This is a genomic window from Pseudomonas sp. IPO3747 (genome assembly GCF_013385245.1).
Classification (GTDB): Bacteria; Pseudomonadota; Gammaproteobacteria; order Pseudomonadales; family Pseudomonadaceae; genus Aquipseudomonas; species Aquipseudomonas edaphica.
In genome coordinates, this window is sequence record NZ_JACAQL010000024.1 from 20,741 (window position 1) to 38,007 (window position 17,267).

Sequence of the window (17,267 nt, forward strand, 5' to 3'; positions counted from 1 at the left end):
GTGATACGACGCCCGCTTCATAATCCTTGGCCTGTGTTGATGGTTGGGTTGTTGTAGATGGTGTTGCCGCTGTTTTTCACGTCGCTCTTGTTCAGGTCGTAATTCAAGCCAATGCCAATCCCCTTGTTGATCGGAAACAGCTTGGTGAAGTACATATCCACGGCCTCCACCGTCGCGCCGATGCCCGACTGCGGCACGAAGATCAAATCGCCGCGCTGCAACGCCACCCGCGGGTGATTGGGGTTGGTCAACATGCTTTCCAGGCTGATGAAGTACGTCCTGTACTTGCCATCTGGCCCGGTGCGCAGCAAGGCCACGTTGGAGGCATCCGCCGAGGGCAATACACCACCGGAACTGAGCAGCGCCTGCTCGACGCTGACGTTGCCGGCCAAGTCGAAAAACGCCGGGTTGGACACCGCACCGCCGATAAACACCTTGTTGCTCGGCGCGCTGGCGATGTTCACCGTCACCGCCGGTTCGCGGTAGATGCGCTTGTACTTCTCGGTGATTTCCTTGCCCAGGTCTTCGGGCGTGCGCAAGGCGGCCTTGACCCGGCCAATATTGGGCACCGAGATCACGCCGTCGGGGCGCACGACGAATACGGTCATGTCATCGGCCGCCGCCGGCTCCTGGGCATCGCGCACGATCCGCAGCGAGTCGCCGGTCTGGATCAGCACCTGCGGCGGTGGCAGGTCGGCCAGGGTCAGCGCCGCTTGATGGCCGGCCTTGAGCGTATTGTTGTCAGGAAGCGGCACCCGCGCGGGGGTCGAACAGCCCGCCAGCCAGATTGAGGCACTCAAGAGGCTGAGCAGGGTAAGACGGGAACGTCGGTTGGTAGTCTTCATGACGGCTCAAGTCCAGTAGGTGGAAAACATGCCCAGGCGCCGTTTAAGCGCGTTGGGCAAGTGGCGTTCAAGGTGGCCGAGGCGATAACCCAGCAATTTAAAGGCGCTGCGCACCACCACTTCCGGCGCGCGGTGCAGCGCGTTGGCCTCGCGCAATGCGCGCAGTTCGGCCAGCACATAACGTTTACCTTCGCCGCCGGCGTCGCCGAACGCCTGGCGAATCCACGCCTCGCGGCCGTAGAACACACCGATATCGAAGTAGCGCTTGAACTCGTCCAGCAAGCGGTAATCATGGGAGTGATACACCTGCGCGCTGGCGGCGTAGCGCACCTGGTAGCCGGCCAGCAACATGCGTGCGGCGACGTAGGCGTCTTCGCTGCCAATCACATCCTGGGGAAAACCACCCACCGCCTGCAGGGCGCTGCGCCGGTACACCGAAAACGAGTCGGAGCTGAAGCAGGTCTTGATCCCTAGCTGCGGTGCATCGGCCAGGCTTTTGCTGCGGCTGGCCGCCGGGTAATTGAAGTGCCGCGACTGTGCCCCCAGCACCCCTGCACCGGGGTGCGGCAGTTGCCGGCCGTAGGCCACGCCATTGAGCGGCTCCCGTTGCAATTCGGCGATCAGGTTGGCGAAGGTCTCGGCCGTGGCGGGGATCGCGTCCTGGGTCATGACGATCAAAGCGTCGCCGCCCACCTGTTCACTGGCCCAGCGCCGTGTGCCGCCGTGGTTGAAGTCACGGGCATCAATCACCTCCACACGCGCGCCAAACTCGCGAAAGCGCGCCACGGTGTCATCGCTCGATGCGCTGTCGACCACCAGCATCTCGTCCGGTTGCAAGGTCTGCATGCGCAGCGCTGGCAGCAGGCGGTCCAGATGGCTGGCCGCGTTGCGGGTGGGGATGATCAGGGACGTGCGCATCAGGGTTTCACTTCCACCGGAGCGCGGCCGTAGATGTCGTCATAACGCACGATGTCGTCTTCGCCCAGGTACTCACCGCTCTGTACCTCGATCATCACCAGGTCGATGATGCCGGGGTTGGTCAGGCGGTGTTTGTGGCCGGCGGGAATGTAGGTGGACTCGTTCATGTTGAGCAGGATCTCGCGCTCGCCATTGGTGATCATCGCTGCGCCGCTGACCACTACCCAATGCTCGCTGCGGTGATGGTGCATTTGCAGGGACAGCGAGCCTTTGGGCTTGACCACAATGCGCTTGATTTTGAAGCGCGTGCTTTCTTCCAGCACCGTGTAGGTGCCCCACGGGCGGGTGACCGTGCGATGCAGGCTGAACGCCGGGTGATTCTGGCGCTTGAGTTCGGCGACGATATAGCGCACGTCCTGGCTGCGGTGGGCGTCGGCGATCAACAGTGCGTCCGGGGTGTCGACGATGATCAGGTCGCGCACGCCCACTGCACCGAGTACCCGCTTGGGCGAGTCGATGTAGCAGTTATGCACGTCGTGCAGGATCGCCTCGCCATTGATCTGGTTGCCATTGTCATCACTGGGGGTGAGTTGGCGCAGCGCTTCCCAGGAGCCGATATCGCTCCAGCCAATGTTGCAGGGCACGACCGCGACCTTTGCGGATTTTTCCATCAGGGCCACGTCGATGGAGATGTCCGGCGCGGTACTGAAACCTTCCGGGCTCAGTTCACGCTGGCGGCTGCTGCTGTTCTGCAGGCTCTGGCTGTGCTCGAGTGCGGCCTTGGCAGCCTCCAGGACTGCCGGGGCGTGGCTGGCCAATTCTTCCAACAGGCTGGCAGCCTTGAAGCAGAACATGCCGGCATTCCACAGGTGCTTGCCGCCGTCCAAATAGCCTTGGGCGGTGGCCAGGTCGGGCTTCTCGACAAAGCGCCGGACCTGAAACCCGGCCCCTAACGCTGCGCCTTGTTCGATATAGCCAAAGCCGGTTTCGGCACGGTCAGGCTGAATGCCGAAGGTCACCAGGTAACCGGCCTCGGCCAGTGCGCGGGCTTTTTCTACCGCTTGGGCGAAGGACGCTTCATCAAGGATCAGGTGGTCGGCGGGCATCACCAGTAACTGCGCTTCAGCGCTGAAATGCTCCTGCACATGCAAGGCGGCCACGGCGATGGCGGCGGCGGTGTTACGTCCAAACGGCTCCAGCAGCAGCTCGAGGGCCAATCGCTGGGTGTTCACCGCGCGGTAGTCGTCGAGGGTGCGAAACAGCAGGTCGCGGTTGGTCACCGTCAGGATGCTCTCCACCCCTGGCAAGTGGCTGGCGCGCAGGAAGGTCTTTTGCAGCAGGCTCTGGTCGTCGCGCATGCGCATGAAGGGTTTGGGCATGTTCTGCCGCGAAACCGGCCACAGCCGCGTGCCCGAACCACCGGAGATGATGCACGGGATCAATCCGTTAAGAGGGTTCATCAATAGACTTCCTTGGTGGAAAGGACGGCCGGAACCGTCATGAAAACGATGTACAGATCCAGCCACACCGACCATTTGGCGATGTATTCCAGGTCGTATTCGACTCGCTTCTGGATTTTGAACAGGGTGTCGGTCTCGCCACGGTAGCCATTGATCTGTGCCCAGCCGGTGATGCCTGGCTTGACCCGGTGGCGTGAGCTGTATTCGCTGACCGCTTGCTCGAACGGAACCCCGGCGGCCTTGGTGGCCGTGGCGTGAGGGCGCGGGCCGACCATCGACATATTGCCCAGCAGCACGTTGAACAGTTGTGGCAGCTCATCGATGCTGGTCTTGCGAATGATCCTGCCTACCCGGGTGATGCGCGGGTCCTGGCGTGTGGTCTGGTTCTCGGCGTTCAGGTCGGTCTGTTCGACGTACATCGAGCGGAACTTGAACACCCGGATCAGGTTGTCGTTGTAGCCAAAGCGCTTCTGGCGAAACAGCACCGGGCCCTTGGAATCGAGCTTGATCGCGATGGCCGTCGCCAGCATCACCGGTGACAGCAACAACAGGCCGATGCTGGCCAGCAGCAGGTCTTCGCAACGCTTGATAAAGGGCGACCAGCCGCGCAGCGGCAACTGTGAGGTATTGAACATCAGGATGCCGCCCACATCGGTGATGCGGTTATGCCCATAACGCAAGGCAGCCATGTCGGGCACCAGCATGACGTTCACCGACATCTGCCGCAGGCGCTTGACCAGCCCGTTGATACGCTGCTCGGCGGCCCAGGGCAGGGTGATCATGACCTGGCTGACCTGTTCGGAGCGGATCAGCTTTTCCAGGTCGCGGGTATTGCCCAGCAAGGGCAGGCGGCTCAATTCCTTGGGAATGCGCTCGGTACGGTCGTCGATAAAGCCGATCAGGCCGGAACGGATATCGCTGTTGCGCGACAGGTGTTCAGCCACATGCACCGCCGTCTCGGTAAAGCCCAGGATCACCGTACGTTGCAAGAACTTGCCGTTCTTCATCAAATGGCGATACAGGCGCAGCATCAATATCCGCTCCACGCCAAACAGCACCAGGCTCATGGAGAACCAGGCCGTCAGGTTGCGTGGGCTCAACTGTGGGAACAGCAGCAGGATCTGGTACATGAACAGCAAGATGCAAAACGCCGAGACCCAGGCCACCAGCATCACGCGAAAACGCAGGCGATTGCTGAACAGATCCTCGGAGTACACCCCCAGGGCCTGGAACAGAATGATGGTCAAGAGCGCAAAGAATACCAGCAGGCCCAGGTAGTGGTTGCGCATGTGCTCGGCGACAGGTTCCGGGTAGAACAACAGGATAATTGCCGGCACCACAGCAGTGAGGCCGTGGATCAGTTTGACGAAGACGACAAAAAACTCAACGAAACCGGGACGAGTCAAAAACAGGCTATCGACCGACGATTTACCGCGCATAGATCAGATCCTCAATACACCACCAGAACGTTCCTGTTCGTTTTGCTCATCCATAAGGCAGGTTTGCTTTACAAGTGGTGCAAATCGAACAACTGCAGTTGCTGGGTAATACGTAATGCCTGTTCAGACGCAGGAATTTACGGAATGATGGCTAAATAGTGGCTTCCTTGAGGTTCCGTGTCAATGTTTTGGCTTTTTTTCGCCGTCGCCCTCAATGGCTCTCATGAGACCCATGGTATGACGATTTATTGACATTAGAGGCCGTGTTTTCAGAAAAATCGAGAATCGATGATGGCTTTTTGGAGTGTAGGAACAAACGTGGGGATTTGCCTGCCAGCGAAAAAAGCTTTTTTTGACAGAAGCAGGGCGGGGGAAGGGGGGTTGTCGAACCAGAGCCGGCTTGCCAGCTCTGGTGCAAGGACTGGTGATGTTTAGAAGTTACCTTTGAGGCTCAGCGTGAGGTTGCGCGGCTCTCCATAAAGATTACCCCAGCCTGAGGTACCCACGGTCTGGTAGTAGTTTTTATCGAACAGGTTGTTGCCGTTGAGCGCCACAGTCCAGGTGTCGTCCACCTGATACGCAATGCGCGCATTCCACAACGCATACCCGGCCTGCTCCAGTTTGATGGTTTGCAGGCGGTAGTTACTGCTCTGGGCGTTGACCCCTGCGCCAACTGTCCATTTTGACAGTGCACCGTCCAACTGGTAGTCGCCCCATAAACGCAGCATATGCCGGGGTACGTAGGTGTTGGACACCGCGCCTTCGGCTGCGCTGTCGATGTTCTTCAGGTTTTTGGTTTGCGTGTAGGTGTAGCCGCCAAACACTTGCAGACGTTCAAGCAATTCGCCGCTCAGCTCGGCCTCGACCCCTTGGGCGCGAACTTTGCCAGTGTCGGTGTAGCAGTAGCCGTCGGAGGAACTGCCGCAGCGGGTGATGAAATCGGTTTGGGCGGCGTTTTTTTCGATGGCGCGAAACAGCGCCAGGGAACTGTTAAGGCGCCCGTCAAACCATTCGCCCTTGATACCCAGCTCATAATTCTCACCCATTTTCGGCTTGAGGGCCGAACCGCTGACCGTGGCGTAGGAGCTTTGTGGCTGGAAGATATCGGCGTAGCTGGCGTACACCGAAAGGTTGTCATTGAGGTCGTAGATCAGCGCGGCAAACGGCGTGACCACCCCGGTTTCCTTGGTCCGCGCATCCTGGTCGGCCCACTCGCCCCAGGCCAGGTTCAAGGACTCACGGCGGTTTTCATACCAACTGACGCGACTGCCGAGAACCAGCATCAACGGTTCGGCCAGGCGCAGGCGCAAGGTGGCGTAGGCGCCGTATTGGGTGGCGGTTTCCTTGACCGTACCGCCCCGGTACATATTCGGCCAGAAGGTGTCGTTGGCCGGCTCCGGGAAGTGGTGGTCGGGTTGATAGATGCTCTGGCGAGTCGGCAGATTCCGGATCGCGTAGACGTCGTCCTGAGTGCCACGGCTGCCGTTGGCGCCGATGATCAGTTCATGCGCCAGGCCGAAGGCTTCGAACTTGCCGTCCAGGTAGGCGTCGAGGCCGAAGTCCTTGTGATCGTAGTCCATCAGCGCGGCGTAGGAATTGGCCGTGGGCGCGGGATCACCATAGGCGATAGTGCCTTCGCTGGCGGCGTACTTGGTGTCTTGCAGGTTGCGGCTATGCACGGCGGCGACCTTGAGTTGCCAGTCGTCGTTGAAGTGGTGGGTGAGGTCGGCGAAGAAGGTGGCGCGCTGGCTTTGCCAGTCGTTCCAGGATTGGCCAAGGCAGGTGGAGCGGCTCAATTTGGCGCTCTTGCCATCCTTGTAACGCGGTAGACCGCCCCAGCACGGGCTGGCGTCGATGTCTTCGTAGCTGGCGCCCAGCCCCAGGGTGGTGTCGAGGTTGAGGTCGACATCCAGCGCGGCGTAGAAGGCCTGGTCCTTGCGTTTGGAAATATCCATGTAGGAACCGCGATCCTGCTGGCTGAATGCCGCGCGGCCGCGCACGGTGCCGTTGTCATTCAAGGGGCCGCCGGTGTCGACGTCGGCCCGGTAGTTGTCCCAGGTGCCAGCGGCCAGCGACAGGCTGGAGGTCGGCTTGGCCTGGGGGCGTTTACGCACAAAATTGACGGCACCACTGGCGGTACCGGCACCCTTGAGCATGCCGGCTGCGCCCTTGAGCACTTCCACGCGGTCGTAGATCGCCATGTTGGCGCTGAAACTGTCGGCCTGTACGTAGTCTTTGCCCATGTCCAGCGGTACGCCGTCGTACTGGTATTGGCCGAGCATCTTGAAGCCACGGGAATAGAAATATTTACCGCCCATGGGGGATGCGTAGGCGGTGATTCCCGGGGTGTGTTCCATCACGTCTTCGATGGTGGTGAGGTTCTGGTCGTCCATCAATTGGCGGGTCATCACACTGACCGATTGCGGGGTTTCCCGCAGGCTGTGTTGACCTTTACCGATGGTGACCGCGCCCGTGGTGTAGGAACCGCTGCCATCGGTGGTGGCACCCAGACGCTCGCCGGTGACGGTGGTGGCGCCCAGGTTCAGCGCGCCGGTCTCGGCGATGTGTGGCAATAGCAGCCAAGTGCTTGCGCCTTGACGTTGTGCCTGCAAGCCGTGGCCACGCAAGAGTTCGCCCAAGGCTTGCTCGCGCTCATAGCGCCCGTTCAAGCCTGGGCTCGACTTGTTGGCGACGCTGGTAGCGTCGTAGGACAGGCTGATGCCGGCCTGGCGGGCGAACTGGTCCAGCACGTTGGCCAGCGCACCTGGGGCAATCTGCCAATCGCGTGCCTGGGTGTCGTTGGCGAGTGTTTCGGCCATCACGGCCAGCGGCAGGGCGCCGCCGCTCAGGCAGGCGCCCAGCAGGGCGGCCTGCACCGCGCGCTTGAGGGGGGAACGTTGGGAAGGGAACGCTTGCATGACCGCGGGATGCTCCTTTAAGGAAGTGAACAGAACCGGCCTGTTGATCGGCCTTTCCTTACAGGTCGAGCGGCAATGAGAAATAACCTCATTTATTTTTTATGCACTAAGCGCGGGACGTAACCGTCACCCAATAACGGCTGCGATAGGTGACGTTGACCGCCAGCGACTGAGCCACCAGGTTGAGCACCTGGTCGGTGTCATCCAACTGGTAAGTGCCCGATACGCGCAACCCGGCCACGGCCTCGCTGCAGCGCACCAAACCGTTGCGGTAGCGGCTCAGCTCGGCGAGGAAATCATCCAGGCGCATGTTGTGGGCGCTGATCACGCCGTCGCTCCAAGCCCAGGGATCCAGGCCGTTGGCGATCGGTGGGCGCAGGTGGGTGCGGTCGAACAGCACCTGTTCGCCGGGGTTGATCAGTTGGCGCGCGCTGCTGTCGTGCAGGTCGGCATACACCGCCACGCTGCCTTGTTGCACGGCGAGCAACGTGCCTTGGCCTTCTTCGCGCACCAGAAAGCGCGTGCCGAGGGCACGCAGGTAGCCGTCACGGGTTTGCACCCAGAACGGTCGACTGTCGGCGCCGGTGTTGATCAGCATTTCACCCTGGCGCAGGTGGACCCGGCGCCGTTCGGTACTGAGCGCAACGTCGATCGCACTGGCGCTGTTGAGCTGGATATGGCTGCCATCGTTGAGCGTCACCCAGCGTCGCTCGCCAGTGGCGGTGCGGTAGTCGGCCATCAGCACGGGCAGGGGTGTGTAGTCGCGCCCGAGCCAGGCGAGGCCGGCGGCGCCGGCAAACAGGCCCAGCACCTTCAAGGTGTCACGGCGGCTGATGCGTTGGCGTGCGCCGTTGAGGGCATGGCGCCCGGCACCGGCGGGCACGTGGCTGAACTCATCGCTCATGGTGGCCACCCGTTGCCACACCCGTTGGTGCTCGGGGCTGCTCTGCAGCCACTGTTCGAACGCAGCAGTGCTGACGTCATCGGCGACGTTGAAACGCAGCCGGATCATCCACTGGATGGCCTGGTCGACCAGGCGCGGGTCAAAGTTCGGCATAACGTAACCGGTAGCAGGCATGCAGGGCTTTGGCCAGGTCGCGCTCAACCGTGGCCTTGGACACGCCCAAACGCAGGGCAATTTGTGCGCAGGTCAGGCCGTCCAGTTGCGCCAGCAAAAACGCTTCGCGCACCCGTGGCTTGAGCTGGTCGAGCAAGCGGTCGATGCGCTCCAGGCTGTCAAGGATCAACAGGCGGGTTTCTTCCGACGGCACATCCACTTGCGGGAAGTGCGCCAGGCTTTCAAGGTAGGCGCGCTCCAGCTCGCGGCGCCGGTACTGGTCGATCATCAGGCTGCGCGCAATGCTGCTCAGGTAGGCGCGCGGTTGTTGCAAGGTCTGTTGTTTGCGCGCGTTGAGCAGCCGCACAAAGGTTTCCTGCGCCAGGTCAGCGGCATGTTCACGACAGCCCGTACGCCGGCTCAACCAGCCGCGCAACCAGGAAGAATGGGCATGGTAGAGCTGGCCGATAGCGGCAGAGTCCAGAGGATGGTCGCTCAACAGGGTCATCCTGACGCAGGGTATTATTGATAATGTTTCGCATTCTAATCGTTGGTTGTGGCAATGAGCAATCACCCGACATGACCGTTGGCGAAGAATGTATCCAGCACAATTTTTTGTTGCCGCACGGCGCGCCGTTTAATCTGCAGGCTTTCTCTGGTGGAGGGCTTGAGCATGATCGACCTTGCAACCCTTGCGGTGTTTTCCGGCGCTGTTTTGCTGTTGCTGCTGTCGCCGGGGCCGAACATGGCGTTTGTGATCAGCCATGGCGTGAGTTATGGCTGGCGCGGTGGCGTGGCTTCAAGCCTGGGAATCTGCGTGGCGGATTTGCTGCTGACCGCCTTGACGGCGAGCGGGGTCACCGCCTTGGTCGCCAGTTGGCCGCCGGCGTTTGATTTGATTCGTTACGCCGGGGTGATCTACCTGCTGTGGCTGGTGTTCAAGACCTTGCAAAAAAACACCGGCCTGGACATGAGCCAGGTCCGGCGCGTGCGTTTACGGCATGTGTTTGTGCAGGCCATGCTCAACAGTCTGCTCAACCCTAAGGCGTTGCTGTTTTTCATGGTGTTTCTGCCCCAATTCGTCAGGCCCGAGGCCGGCTCCATTGCGGTGCAGCTGTGGGTGCTGGGCGGCGTTCTGACCCTGATCGCCGGGGTTTTCCACGCCTTGCTGGGCATTTTTGGCGGGGCGATCAGCCGAGTGTTTGCGGGCAGCAGCCACAGCGCCAGGCTGCAGAAATGGGGCCTGGCGACCGTGCTGACGCTATTGGCGGCGCGGTTGGCGTTTATGTCCCGGCCTGCCTGACCCACCGCCATTACAGCACTACCGCCACAGAATTTGCTGCGCAGGTGCCATCAGCCCAGCCGCGCCGCCGCCCGCGCCACAATTTCACCGCGCACCCGACGCGATTCCGCCGTGCGCTTGTGGGCTTCTTCCAGCACATGTTCAGGCGCGGTGCTCGGGCTGCCCGCGTCAAACGGCGGTGCCGGCGCGTATTCGATCTGCAGTTGCACAAGCTCTGCGGCGGCTTCGCTGTACAGCTCGGCGGCCAGGGTCAACGCAAAATCGATCCCCGCAGTAATCCCGCCACCGCTGAACAGGTTGCCGTCACGCACCACGCGCGCTTGCACCGGGATGGCGCCCAGCGGGGCGAGCAGGTCGTGGTAAGCCCAATGGGTGGTGGCTTTACGGCCGCGCAGCAAACCGGCCGCGCCGAGCACCAGTGAGCCGGTGCATACCGAGGTCACGTAGCGGGCGGTCTGCGCCTGGGCTTTGAGGAAGTCGAGTGTTTGCGGGTCTTCCATCAAGGCACCGACGCCGGAGCCGCCGGGCACGCACAGCACATCCAGGCGCGGGCAGTCGGCATACGTCATGGTCGGAGTGAACACCAGTCCGGTGCTGGAGGTGATCGGTGCCAGGTCTTTCCACACCAGATGCAGCTTCACATCCGGCAGCGACCCCAGCACGTCATAGGGGCCGGTAAGGTCAAGCTGCTGGATACCGGGGAACAACAGAAAACCGATCTGCAAGGTCATGAATCAAGCTCCGATAAAGGGGTGGACGGCTTCACTGTAGAGGCCTAGGCTTTGGCGAATACGCCATTGAGCCCACAAATCACGCCAATCATGACCCGGATCATCCACGTTCTCGCTTTTGAAAATGCCCAAGTGCTCGACGTGACCGGGCCGTTGCAGGTGTTCGCCTCAACCAATGACCTGGCGCGCCAGCGCGGCCTGCCGTTGCCTTACGCGGTTTCGGTGGTCGCCGCGCAGGATGCGCCGGTGATGACCTCCGCCGGCCTGGCGTTGGTGGCCGAGCCGCTGCCCGCGCTGGATACACCCTGCGACACATTGGTGATCGCAGGCGGCTGGGGCGTGTATGGCGCTGCCGAAGACCCCGCGTTGGTGCAGTGGGTGCGCGAAAAGGCCAGGCACACACGGCGCATGACGTCGGTGTGCACCGGGGCTTTTTTGCTCGCCGCCAGCGGCTTGCTCGACGGCTGCCGCGTGGCCACCCACTGGACGCGCTGTGAAGAGCTGGCGCGCAAGTTTCCCGCGCTGACGGTGGAGTCCAACCCGATCTTTATCCAGCAAGGTGCGGTGTGGACCTCCGCCGGTGTCACCGCCGGCATCGACCTGTGCCTGGCCCTGGTGGAAGAAGACCTGGGCCGCGCCGTCGCCCTTGAAGTGGCGCGGCATTTGGTGGTGTTCCTCAAGCGTCCGGGCGGGCAATCGCAATTCAGCGCGACGTTATCGCTGCAAAAGGGCGACAGCCGTTTTGCCGACTTGCACGCCTGGATGGCCGAAAACCTTACCCTGGATTTGAACATCGCCACGTTGGCCGCTCAGGCTGGCATGAGCGAGCGCAGTTTTGTGCGCCACTACCGCACCGAAACCGGCCAAACCCCGGCACGTGCTGTCGAACTGATCCGCGTGGAAACGGCGCGGCGGCAGTTGGCCGACAGCACGGCGTCAATCAAACGCATTGCCGTGCAGTGCGGGTTCGGCTGCGAAGAAACCTTGCGCCGCAGCTTTCTGCGCGCGTTATCGGTGACGCCCCAGGCTTACCGCGAACGCTTTTCGCCGGTGTCGTGAGCGAGCAGTTCAAACAGCGCCTCAAGGGTCACCTGCGGCGCTTCCTGGAACACATTGTGGCCAACGCCCGGCAACACCTGGCGCCGATACTCGCCGCTGAAGCACGCCACATCGTCGTCCTCGACCGGGGCCGGGCCGACGCCATCATCGGCACCGCACAGCGAAATGCTCGGCACCGAGATCGGCGGTTGCAGCGCCAGTGCCTGTTCGATGGCTTCCAACGCCGGGTCGCCGGGGGCGTACATGAAGCGATGGCGATAGGAGTGAATGACCACCTCGATAAAATCCGGGTTATCAAATGACGGCGCGGTCTTGGCGTAGAGGCTCGGCCCTTCGGCCCAGGTCGGCGACCACAGCTTCCACAGCAGCTCGCACAGCTCGCGGCGATTGGCAGTCAAACCGTCCACACCGCGCTGGGTGTGAAAGTAAAACTGATACCACAAGCGATGCTCTGTCTCGGGCGCACCCGGCTTGAGTGAGTTGGCGATGTCCTGAATGTTATAGCCATCTCCCGTCACCAACCCACGTACGCGCTCGGGCCACAGCGCGGCGACGATACACGCGGCGCGGCCACCCCAGTCATATCCCGCCAAAGTGGCTTGCGGGATGTGAAGGGCATCCATGAAGTCCAGCAAATCCTTGGCCAACGCCGCCTGTTGGCCGGAGCGCATGACCTGCTCATTGATAAACCGCGTCGGGCCATAGCCGCGCAGGTAAGGCACCAGCACGCGGTAGCCACGCTCGGCCAGCACCGGCGCGATGTCATCGTAGCCACGCGGGTCGTAGGGGAAACCGTGCAGCAGGATAATCGGCGCGCCGTCTTCAGGGCCGTGGGCTTCATAGGCCACGTCGAGCATGGAGGTGCGCACGTAGAGCAGCTGGGCGAGTGGGTTCATGGTGTAAATACCAAATGATTGATCGAACGATAGATACCTGTAGCGAGCGAGCTTGCTCGCCACAGGTCAGGGTCAGGCCAACGTTGCTGGAACTCTAGCTCAAGCCGATGACGGTGCATTGCACGCTTGAAGTCAGTTGCCTGACTTGTCTAGCCCGTCGGTTGCGGTGCGCCAGTCTGGGACGTGAATGAGGATGGAAATGATGGGATTCAACCGAACACCACCTGTTGCCAGTGGGTTTCGCTGATGATTGCGATGGGAACGCCGCTGTTTCGCAACGCCACTGCTTTCTTGATTTTCGTACCGTAGGAACTGTGGAGCCACTGCTCATTGCCAATGCTGCCCACCACCAGGAAATGGACTTTTTTACTAACAGAGTTTCCGATCACGCCTCCTCGTTCGAGTACGAGCGACTCGCAGTCTTTGCGAGGGCCGTATGCCATGACTCCTGTAAACAGGAAAACCCTGCCCTGCCAATCGAGCTCAGGAACCGGGTCGTTCAACGGCAGGCTGCTAACGCCTGTCGTGCGCTGAGGTGCCCCAATTGGAAGGCCCGAGAATTGATGCAGCATTTCCAATAGCTCGTTCGACTCATCTTCATCCAGCACACCGTCGCTCAGCATATTGGCGAGACGTTGATAAAGAATGTTAACGACCGGATCTTCAAGTTGTATCAGATGGGTCTCTATCCAGGTTTTGAGAAACTCGGCTTCCCTTTGGTTGATTTTGCCATCAGCCGTCAAGCCGGCGGTAATCCCGACCAATGCATCGGCAGAGCGTCGGTCAATACGTGCCTGGTGAAAGAAAATGCTTCGCTCGAATTCCTTATGAAGATCCATGCGTCCTGCTCCTTAACCTTCAGATTCCGTGGTCTGATTGATGTACTTCGCTTTGTCGGGCGTGAACGTAACCATTATGTGAGTACGCGAGCACGTTTTAGGGACCTCCTGCTCAGGATCAATATCCAGTTGCCAGTGCCCGACCAACCTCCCAACATTTGATCAAGCCTTTATCGTAGCTTTCCCACGTTTCGCTGCAGCTCAATATAGGTCGGATCGGTGTGCTTACATCTCTTTCTAGGCACAGGATCATATTCATTCCTTGAATATCAGGGCGCGTTAAGTGGCATCGGTATCGTTATAGGCCTCTCAGTGGTCGTCTATACACTCTTGCGCCAATAACCCCAGCACCCTCAGGTCATGCCGCTGGCCATTCCAGAACCCTGCGTCTCGTAATGTGCCTTCGGTTTTAAAACCCAGGCGTTTCAATAGCGCTACAGAAGCAGTGTTCTGCGGGTGCACCAAGGCTTCGACGCGATGCAACTGCATATGCTCAAAGCCCCAATCGAGCATGGCCTGCAAGGCTTCGTTCATCAAGCCCTGCCCACGAGCAGCAGGTGCCAGCTCGCAGGACAACGCGCAACTGTTCCAGACGCGGTTCCACTTGAACAGGCCGCAGCTGCCGATCAATTTGCCTTGGTGTTCAAGGCCCCAACGTGTGCCTGGGTTTGGGTGGGTGCGCCACTGGGCGAACGTTTCGATCAGGGCTTCGGCCTGGGGGAGGTCAGTCATCGGGTCGACGCCGAACCAGCGCATGCTCGCGGCATCCGCGTGGATGGCGAACAGCGCGGGGGCGTCGCTCACTTGCAGTTCTCGCAGGTGCAGGCGCGGGGTAGCGAGGGCAGGAAATCCGCTCATGGCGCTAGTGTCGCGAAAACCGGCTCGCGATCAATGATTTTGGCAAAAGCATGCCACCCCACATCTACCTCCAAGTTTTCCGAGCAGTCTAACGACGGGACTGCCCATTGTGCACAGCCCACCTCAGGGTTGCCACACGGTCTTTTCCCCACTGAGCTTACGGTCCAAAAACGTCGCCGCGCTGATCAATGCCAAGTGGCTCAGCGCCTGGGGCGTATTGCCCAGGTGACGGGCCTGGCTGTCGAACTCTTCGGCGTACAGGCCCAGCGGGTTGGCGTAGCGCAGCAGTTGTTCGAATTCCAGGTGGGCTTTCTCCACTTGGCCGGCGCGGGCCAGGCATTCGACGTACCAGAACGAGCACGCAGTAAAGGCGCCTTCGGTGCCTTGCAGGCCGTCGATCTGGCTGTCGTCGTTGCGGTAGCGATAGACCATGCCGTCACGCACCAGGCTTTTCTGGATTGCTTGGAGGGTCGACAGCCAGCGCGGGTCGGTGGCCGCGACGAAGCGCACCAGCGGCATCAGCAGCATCGAGCCATCCAGTGCGGTGCTGCCGATATGTTGCACAAAGTGCCCGCGCTCTTCGTTCCAGAAATTGCTCCAGATATCGGCGTAGATGGCCTGACGGGTCTGGTCCCAGCGTGCGAATGGGGCCGGCAGCGAGCGTTTGGAGGCCAGGCGGATTGCGCGGTCCAGCGCCACCCAGCACATCAGCCGCGAATGCAGGAAGTGATGCTGCTCGCCGCGCATCTCCCAAATCCCGACATCTTTCTGGTTCCAGATTTCGCAGACCTGGTCGGCCACTTCCACCGTGTGTTTCCAGCCTTCGTGGGAAATCGCCTCGCCATATTTGTTAACCAGGTACACCGCGTCCATCAGCTCGCCGTAGATATCCAACTGGATCTGGTCGAACGCCTCATTGCCGACGCGCACCGGCTTGGCGCCGCCGTGCCCGGTCAAGTGATCGAGTGTGGTTTCCGGCAGCTCCTGGCGCCCATCAATGCCGTAGAGGATATTGATTTTGGTCGGCTTGCCGCAGCAATCGCTGACTCGGCCTTTGAGCCAGCGCATGTAGCTGTTGGCTTCCTCGACAAAGCCCAGGCGCATAAACGCGTAAACGGTGAACGAGGCGTCGCGGATCCAGGTGTAGCGGTAATCCCAGTTGCGTTCGCCGCCGGGTGATTCCGGCAGGCCGAAGGTGGCGGCAGCGATGATTGCGCCGTGTTTGCGTGAGGTCAAAAGCTTCAAGGCCAATGCCGAGCGGTTGACCATTTCACGCCAGCGCCCACGGTAATTTGATTGCGCGATCCAGCCGCGCCAGAACTTCAGAGTGCGTTCCAGGTACAGGTCGGTGCAGTCATTGGTGACGCGTGGGTCGTCGGCGCCACCGAGGACAAATTCGGCGCCTTCCTCCTGGCTCAGGCTAAAGCTTGCGACTGCCGCGTGGTCTTCGAGGTTCAGCGGATGGCTACCGACCAGGCGCAGGGCGGGCTGGCCGTCAGCCGTAAACAGCACGCCATCGTTGTCGGTCGTCGCCTGGGTTTGTGCGCGGGAATAGTCATGGCGCACGGCGCAGCGCAGGTGAAGGGTGGCTTTGCCGCTGACCACACGCACGCGGCGAATCAACAGCGGCAGGTCGTCGACGTCTTCGCCAACGGTCAGCAGGTCAGTGATTTCCACCACGGCTTCATCGCTCAGCCAGCGGGTTTGCAGCACGTTGGTGTCGGGCAGGTAGATTTGCTCGCGGCGTGCGTTGGGCAGGTCGGGGGTGAGTTGGAAAACACCGGCTTCGGGCGTGTCCAGCAGTGAGCAGAAGATTGATGGACTGTCGAATTCCGGCCAGCAGAAAAAATCGATGCTGCCTGTGTCGTTCACCAGTGCCGCGCTGCGCATATCGCCGATGATGCCATGGGCATCGATGGCGCTTTGGGGTTCGTTCTTGAAATCAACCATTGCCACGAAACTCCGGATAAAGGCTCATGCCGCCATCAATAAACAAGGTGCTGCCCACCACGTAGTCGGAGGCATCACTGGCCAGCCAGACCACCGCATTGGCCACGTCTTCCACGTCGCCTACGCGGCCGTAGGGAATCAACTTGAGCAATTCTTTTTCAGCCGCGCCTTCGGTGGCCGCACGGTTGATTGCCGTGCGAATCGCCCCTGGCGCGATGCCATTGATGCGGATGCGCTGTTCACTGACTTCCTGGGCGAGGGTGCGCATCAGCATCTCCACACCGCCCTTGGAGGCTGCGTAATTCACATGCCCGGCCCACGGGATGACCTGGTGCACCGAACTCATATGGATGATTTTGCCGGCCGCCCGCGAGACGCCGTCGCGAATGCCTTGGCGATTGAAGATCCGCACGGCGGCGCGGGCGCACAGGAACTGGCCGGTGAGGTTGACGCCGATCACGGTGTTCCAATCGTCGAGGGTCATGTCGACCAGATTGGCGTCTTTTTGCAGGCCCGAGTTGGCCACCAGAATGTCCAGGTGACCGAAGGCCTCAAGGGTCTGGGCGAACAGGCGCTCCACGTCGGCTTCTTTGGACACGTCACCGCCGATGGCAATTGCCCGCCCGCCGCCTGCGTTGATCTGCGCAGCGAGGGCTTCGGCTGGCGCCGCCTGGGAGTTGTAGTTGAGCACCACGGCCGCGCCGGCTTCGGCCAACGCCTTGGCTGCGCCTGCGCCGATGCCGGAACTGGCGCCGGTGACCAGGGCCACTTGTTGCTGCAAGGAGATCTGCATTGCCCACCCACCGTTCTATGAGAGTCCTTTGTGCTGACTGACACGTGTCGGTAGAAGTTCAGCAGTCGCAAATGGGTTTTTCGATTGAAGTGCTTAGGTTTTGGGAATAAAAAACACAATATAAATAATTAAAAGTAATTAATAAACCGCTAAAAATCGTTTGACAGGATTTTTCTCTAGGCGTCTTATAAGCACACCTAA

At 60.8% G+C, this 17,267-nt stretch carries 15 protein-coding genes and 1 pseudogene; 2 read left to right on the top strand and 14 right to left on the bottom strand.

Annotation, left to right across the window (positions count from 1 at the left end; genetic code table 11):
- Positions 1-17 precede the first annotated feature (17 nt).
- From HX790_RS24875 to HX790_RS24905, 7 genes are all read right to left on the bottom strand, one after another.
- Positions 18-845 (bottom strand): polysaccharide biosynthesis/export family protein, encoded by an 828-nt coding sequence (locus HX790_RS24875; protein ID WP_017135334.1) that lies wholly within the window; start codon positions 843-845, stop codon positions 18-20.
- Between the two features lie 6 nt (positions 846-851).
- On the bottom strand, positions 852-1,763 hold the full coding sequence (locus tag HX790_RS24880) for a glycosyltransferase family 2 protein (RefSeq protein ID WP_099550091.1): 912 nt from the start codon (positions 1,761-1,763) through the stop codon (positions 852-854).
- A complete protein-coding gene (locus HX790_RS24885; RefSeq protein WP_176992331.1) occupies positions 1,763-3,223 on the bottom strand; it encodes a mannose-1-phosphate guanylyltransferase/mannose-6-phosphate isomerase in 1,461 nt (486 codons plus the stop codon). Before HX790_RS24885 ends, HX790_RS24880 begins: the two co-directional genes overlap by 1 nt.
- Entirely contained in the window at positions 3,223-4,662 is a 1,440-nt protein-coding gene (locus HX790_RS24890) for an undecaprenyl-phosphate glucose phosphotransferase (RefSeq protein WP_017135331.1), read from the bottom strand. The genes HX790_RS24885 and HX790_RS24890 overlap by 1 nt, the downstream gene beginning before the upstream one ends.
- Positions 4,663-5,093: 431 nt before the next feature.
- Positions 5,094-7,580 (bottom strand): TonB-dependent receptor, encoded by a 2,487-nt coding sequence (locus tag HX790_RS24895; RefSeq protein WP_176992332.1) that lies wholly within the window; start codon positions 7,578-7,580, stop codon positions 5,094-5,096.
- A 106-nt stretch (positions 7,581-7,686) separates the two neighbouring features.
- A complete protein-coding gene (locus HX790_RS24900) occupies positions 7,687-8,637 on the bottom strand; it encodes a FecR domain-containing protein (RefSeq protein WP_176992333.1) in 951 nt (316 codons plus the stop codon).
- Positions 8,624-9,145 carry a sigma-70 family RNA polymerase sigma factor gene (locus tag HX790_RS24905; RefSeq protein WP_370589386.1) on the bottom strand — a complete coding sequence of 174 codons (522 nt, stop codon included), beginning with the start codon at positions 9,143-9,145 and terminating at the stop codon, positions 8,624-8,626. Before HX790_RS24905 ends, HX790_RS24900 begins: the two co-directional genes overlap by 14 nt.
- 165 nt (positions 9,146-9,310) lie before the next feature.
- Between HX790_RS24905 and HX790_RS24910 the strand changes: the two genes are divergently transcribed.
- A complete protein-coding gene (locus tag HX790_RS24910) occupies positions 9,311-9,940 on the top strand; it encodes a LysE family translocator (protein WP_017135327.1) in 630 nt (209 codons plus the stop codon).
- Between the two features lie 50 nt (positions 9,941-9,990).
- Here the strand turns inward: HX790_RS24910 and inhA are convergent, their stop codons facing one another.
- On the bottom strand, positions 9,991-10,671 hold the full coding sequence (inhA, locus tag HX790_RS24915) for an isonitrile hydratase (RefSeq protein ID WP_176992334.1): 681 nt from the start codon (positions 10,669-10,671) through the stop codon (positions 9,991-9,993).
- A 90-nt stretch (positions 10,672-10,761) separates the two neighbouring features.
- Here inhA and HX790_RS24920 point away from each other — a divergent pair, with 90 nt between their 5' ends.
- Positions 10,762-11,730, top strand: a complete 969-nt coding sequence (locus HX790_RS24920; protein ID WP_017135325.1) for a GlxA family transcriptional regulator — start codon at positions 10,762-10,764, stop codon at positions 11,728-11,730.
- On the opposite strand, the gene HX790_RS24925 is transcribed toward HX790_RS24920, so the two are convergent.
- The 6 genes and pseudogenes from HX790_RS24925 to HX790_RS24945 form a co-directional block, all read right to left on the bottom strand.
- Positions 11,700-12,626 (bottom strand): alpha/beta fold hydrolase, encoded by a 927-nt coding sequence (locus tag HX790_RS24925; protein ID WP_176992335.1) that lies wholly within the window; start codon positions 12,624-12,626, stop codon positions 11,700-11,702. The genes HX790_RS24920 and HX790_RS24925 overlap by 31 nt on opposite strands.
- A 209-nt stretch (positions 12,627-12,835) precedes the next feature.
- Positions 12,836-13,465 carry a BRCT domain-containing protein gene (locus HX790_RS24930; RefSeq protein WP_169987014.1) on the bottom strand — a complete coding sequence of 210 codons (630 nt, stop codon included), beginning with the start codon at positions 13,463-13,465 and terminating at the stop codon, positions 12,836-12,838.
- Between the two features lie 12 nt (positions 13,466-13,477).
- Positions 13,478-13,718 (bottom strand): annotated as a pseudogene (locus HX790_RS29660) (hypothetical protein).
- A gap of 56 nt (positions 13,719-13,774) precedes the next feature.
- The gene (locus HX790_RS24935; RefSeq protein WP_176992336.1) at positions 13,775-14,323 is read right to left on the bottom strand and encodes a GNAT family N-acetyltransferase; all 549 of its coding nucleotides are present in this window, start codon (positions 14,321-14,323) and stop codon (positions 13,775-13,777) included.
- Positions 14,324-14,446: 123 nt separating this feature from the next.
- Positions 14,447-16,273: a glycoside hydrolase family 15 protein gene (locus HX790_RS24940; RefSeq protein ID WP_176992337.1), complete on the bottom strand. Its 1,827-nt coding sequence runs from the start codon at positions 16,271-16,273 to the stop codon at positions 14,447-14,449.
- Positions 16,266-17,066: a glucose 1-dehydrogenase gene (locus HX790_RS24945; RefSeq protein WP_017135320.1), complete on the bottom strand. Its 801-nt coding sequence runs from the start codon at positions 17,064-17,066 to the stop codon at positions 16,266-16,268. Before HX790_RS24945 ends, HX790_RS24940 begins: the two co-directional genes overlap by 8 nt.
- Positions 17,067-17,267: the final 201 nt, after the last annotated feature.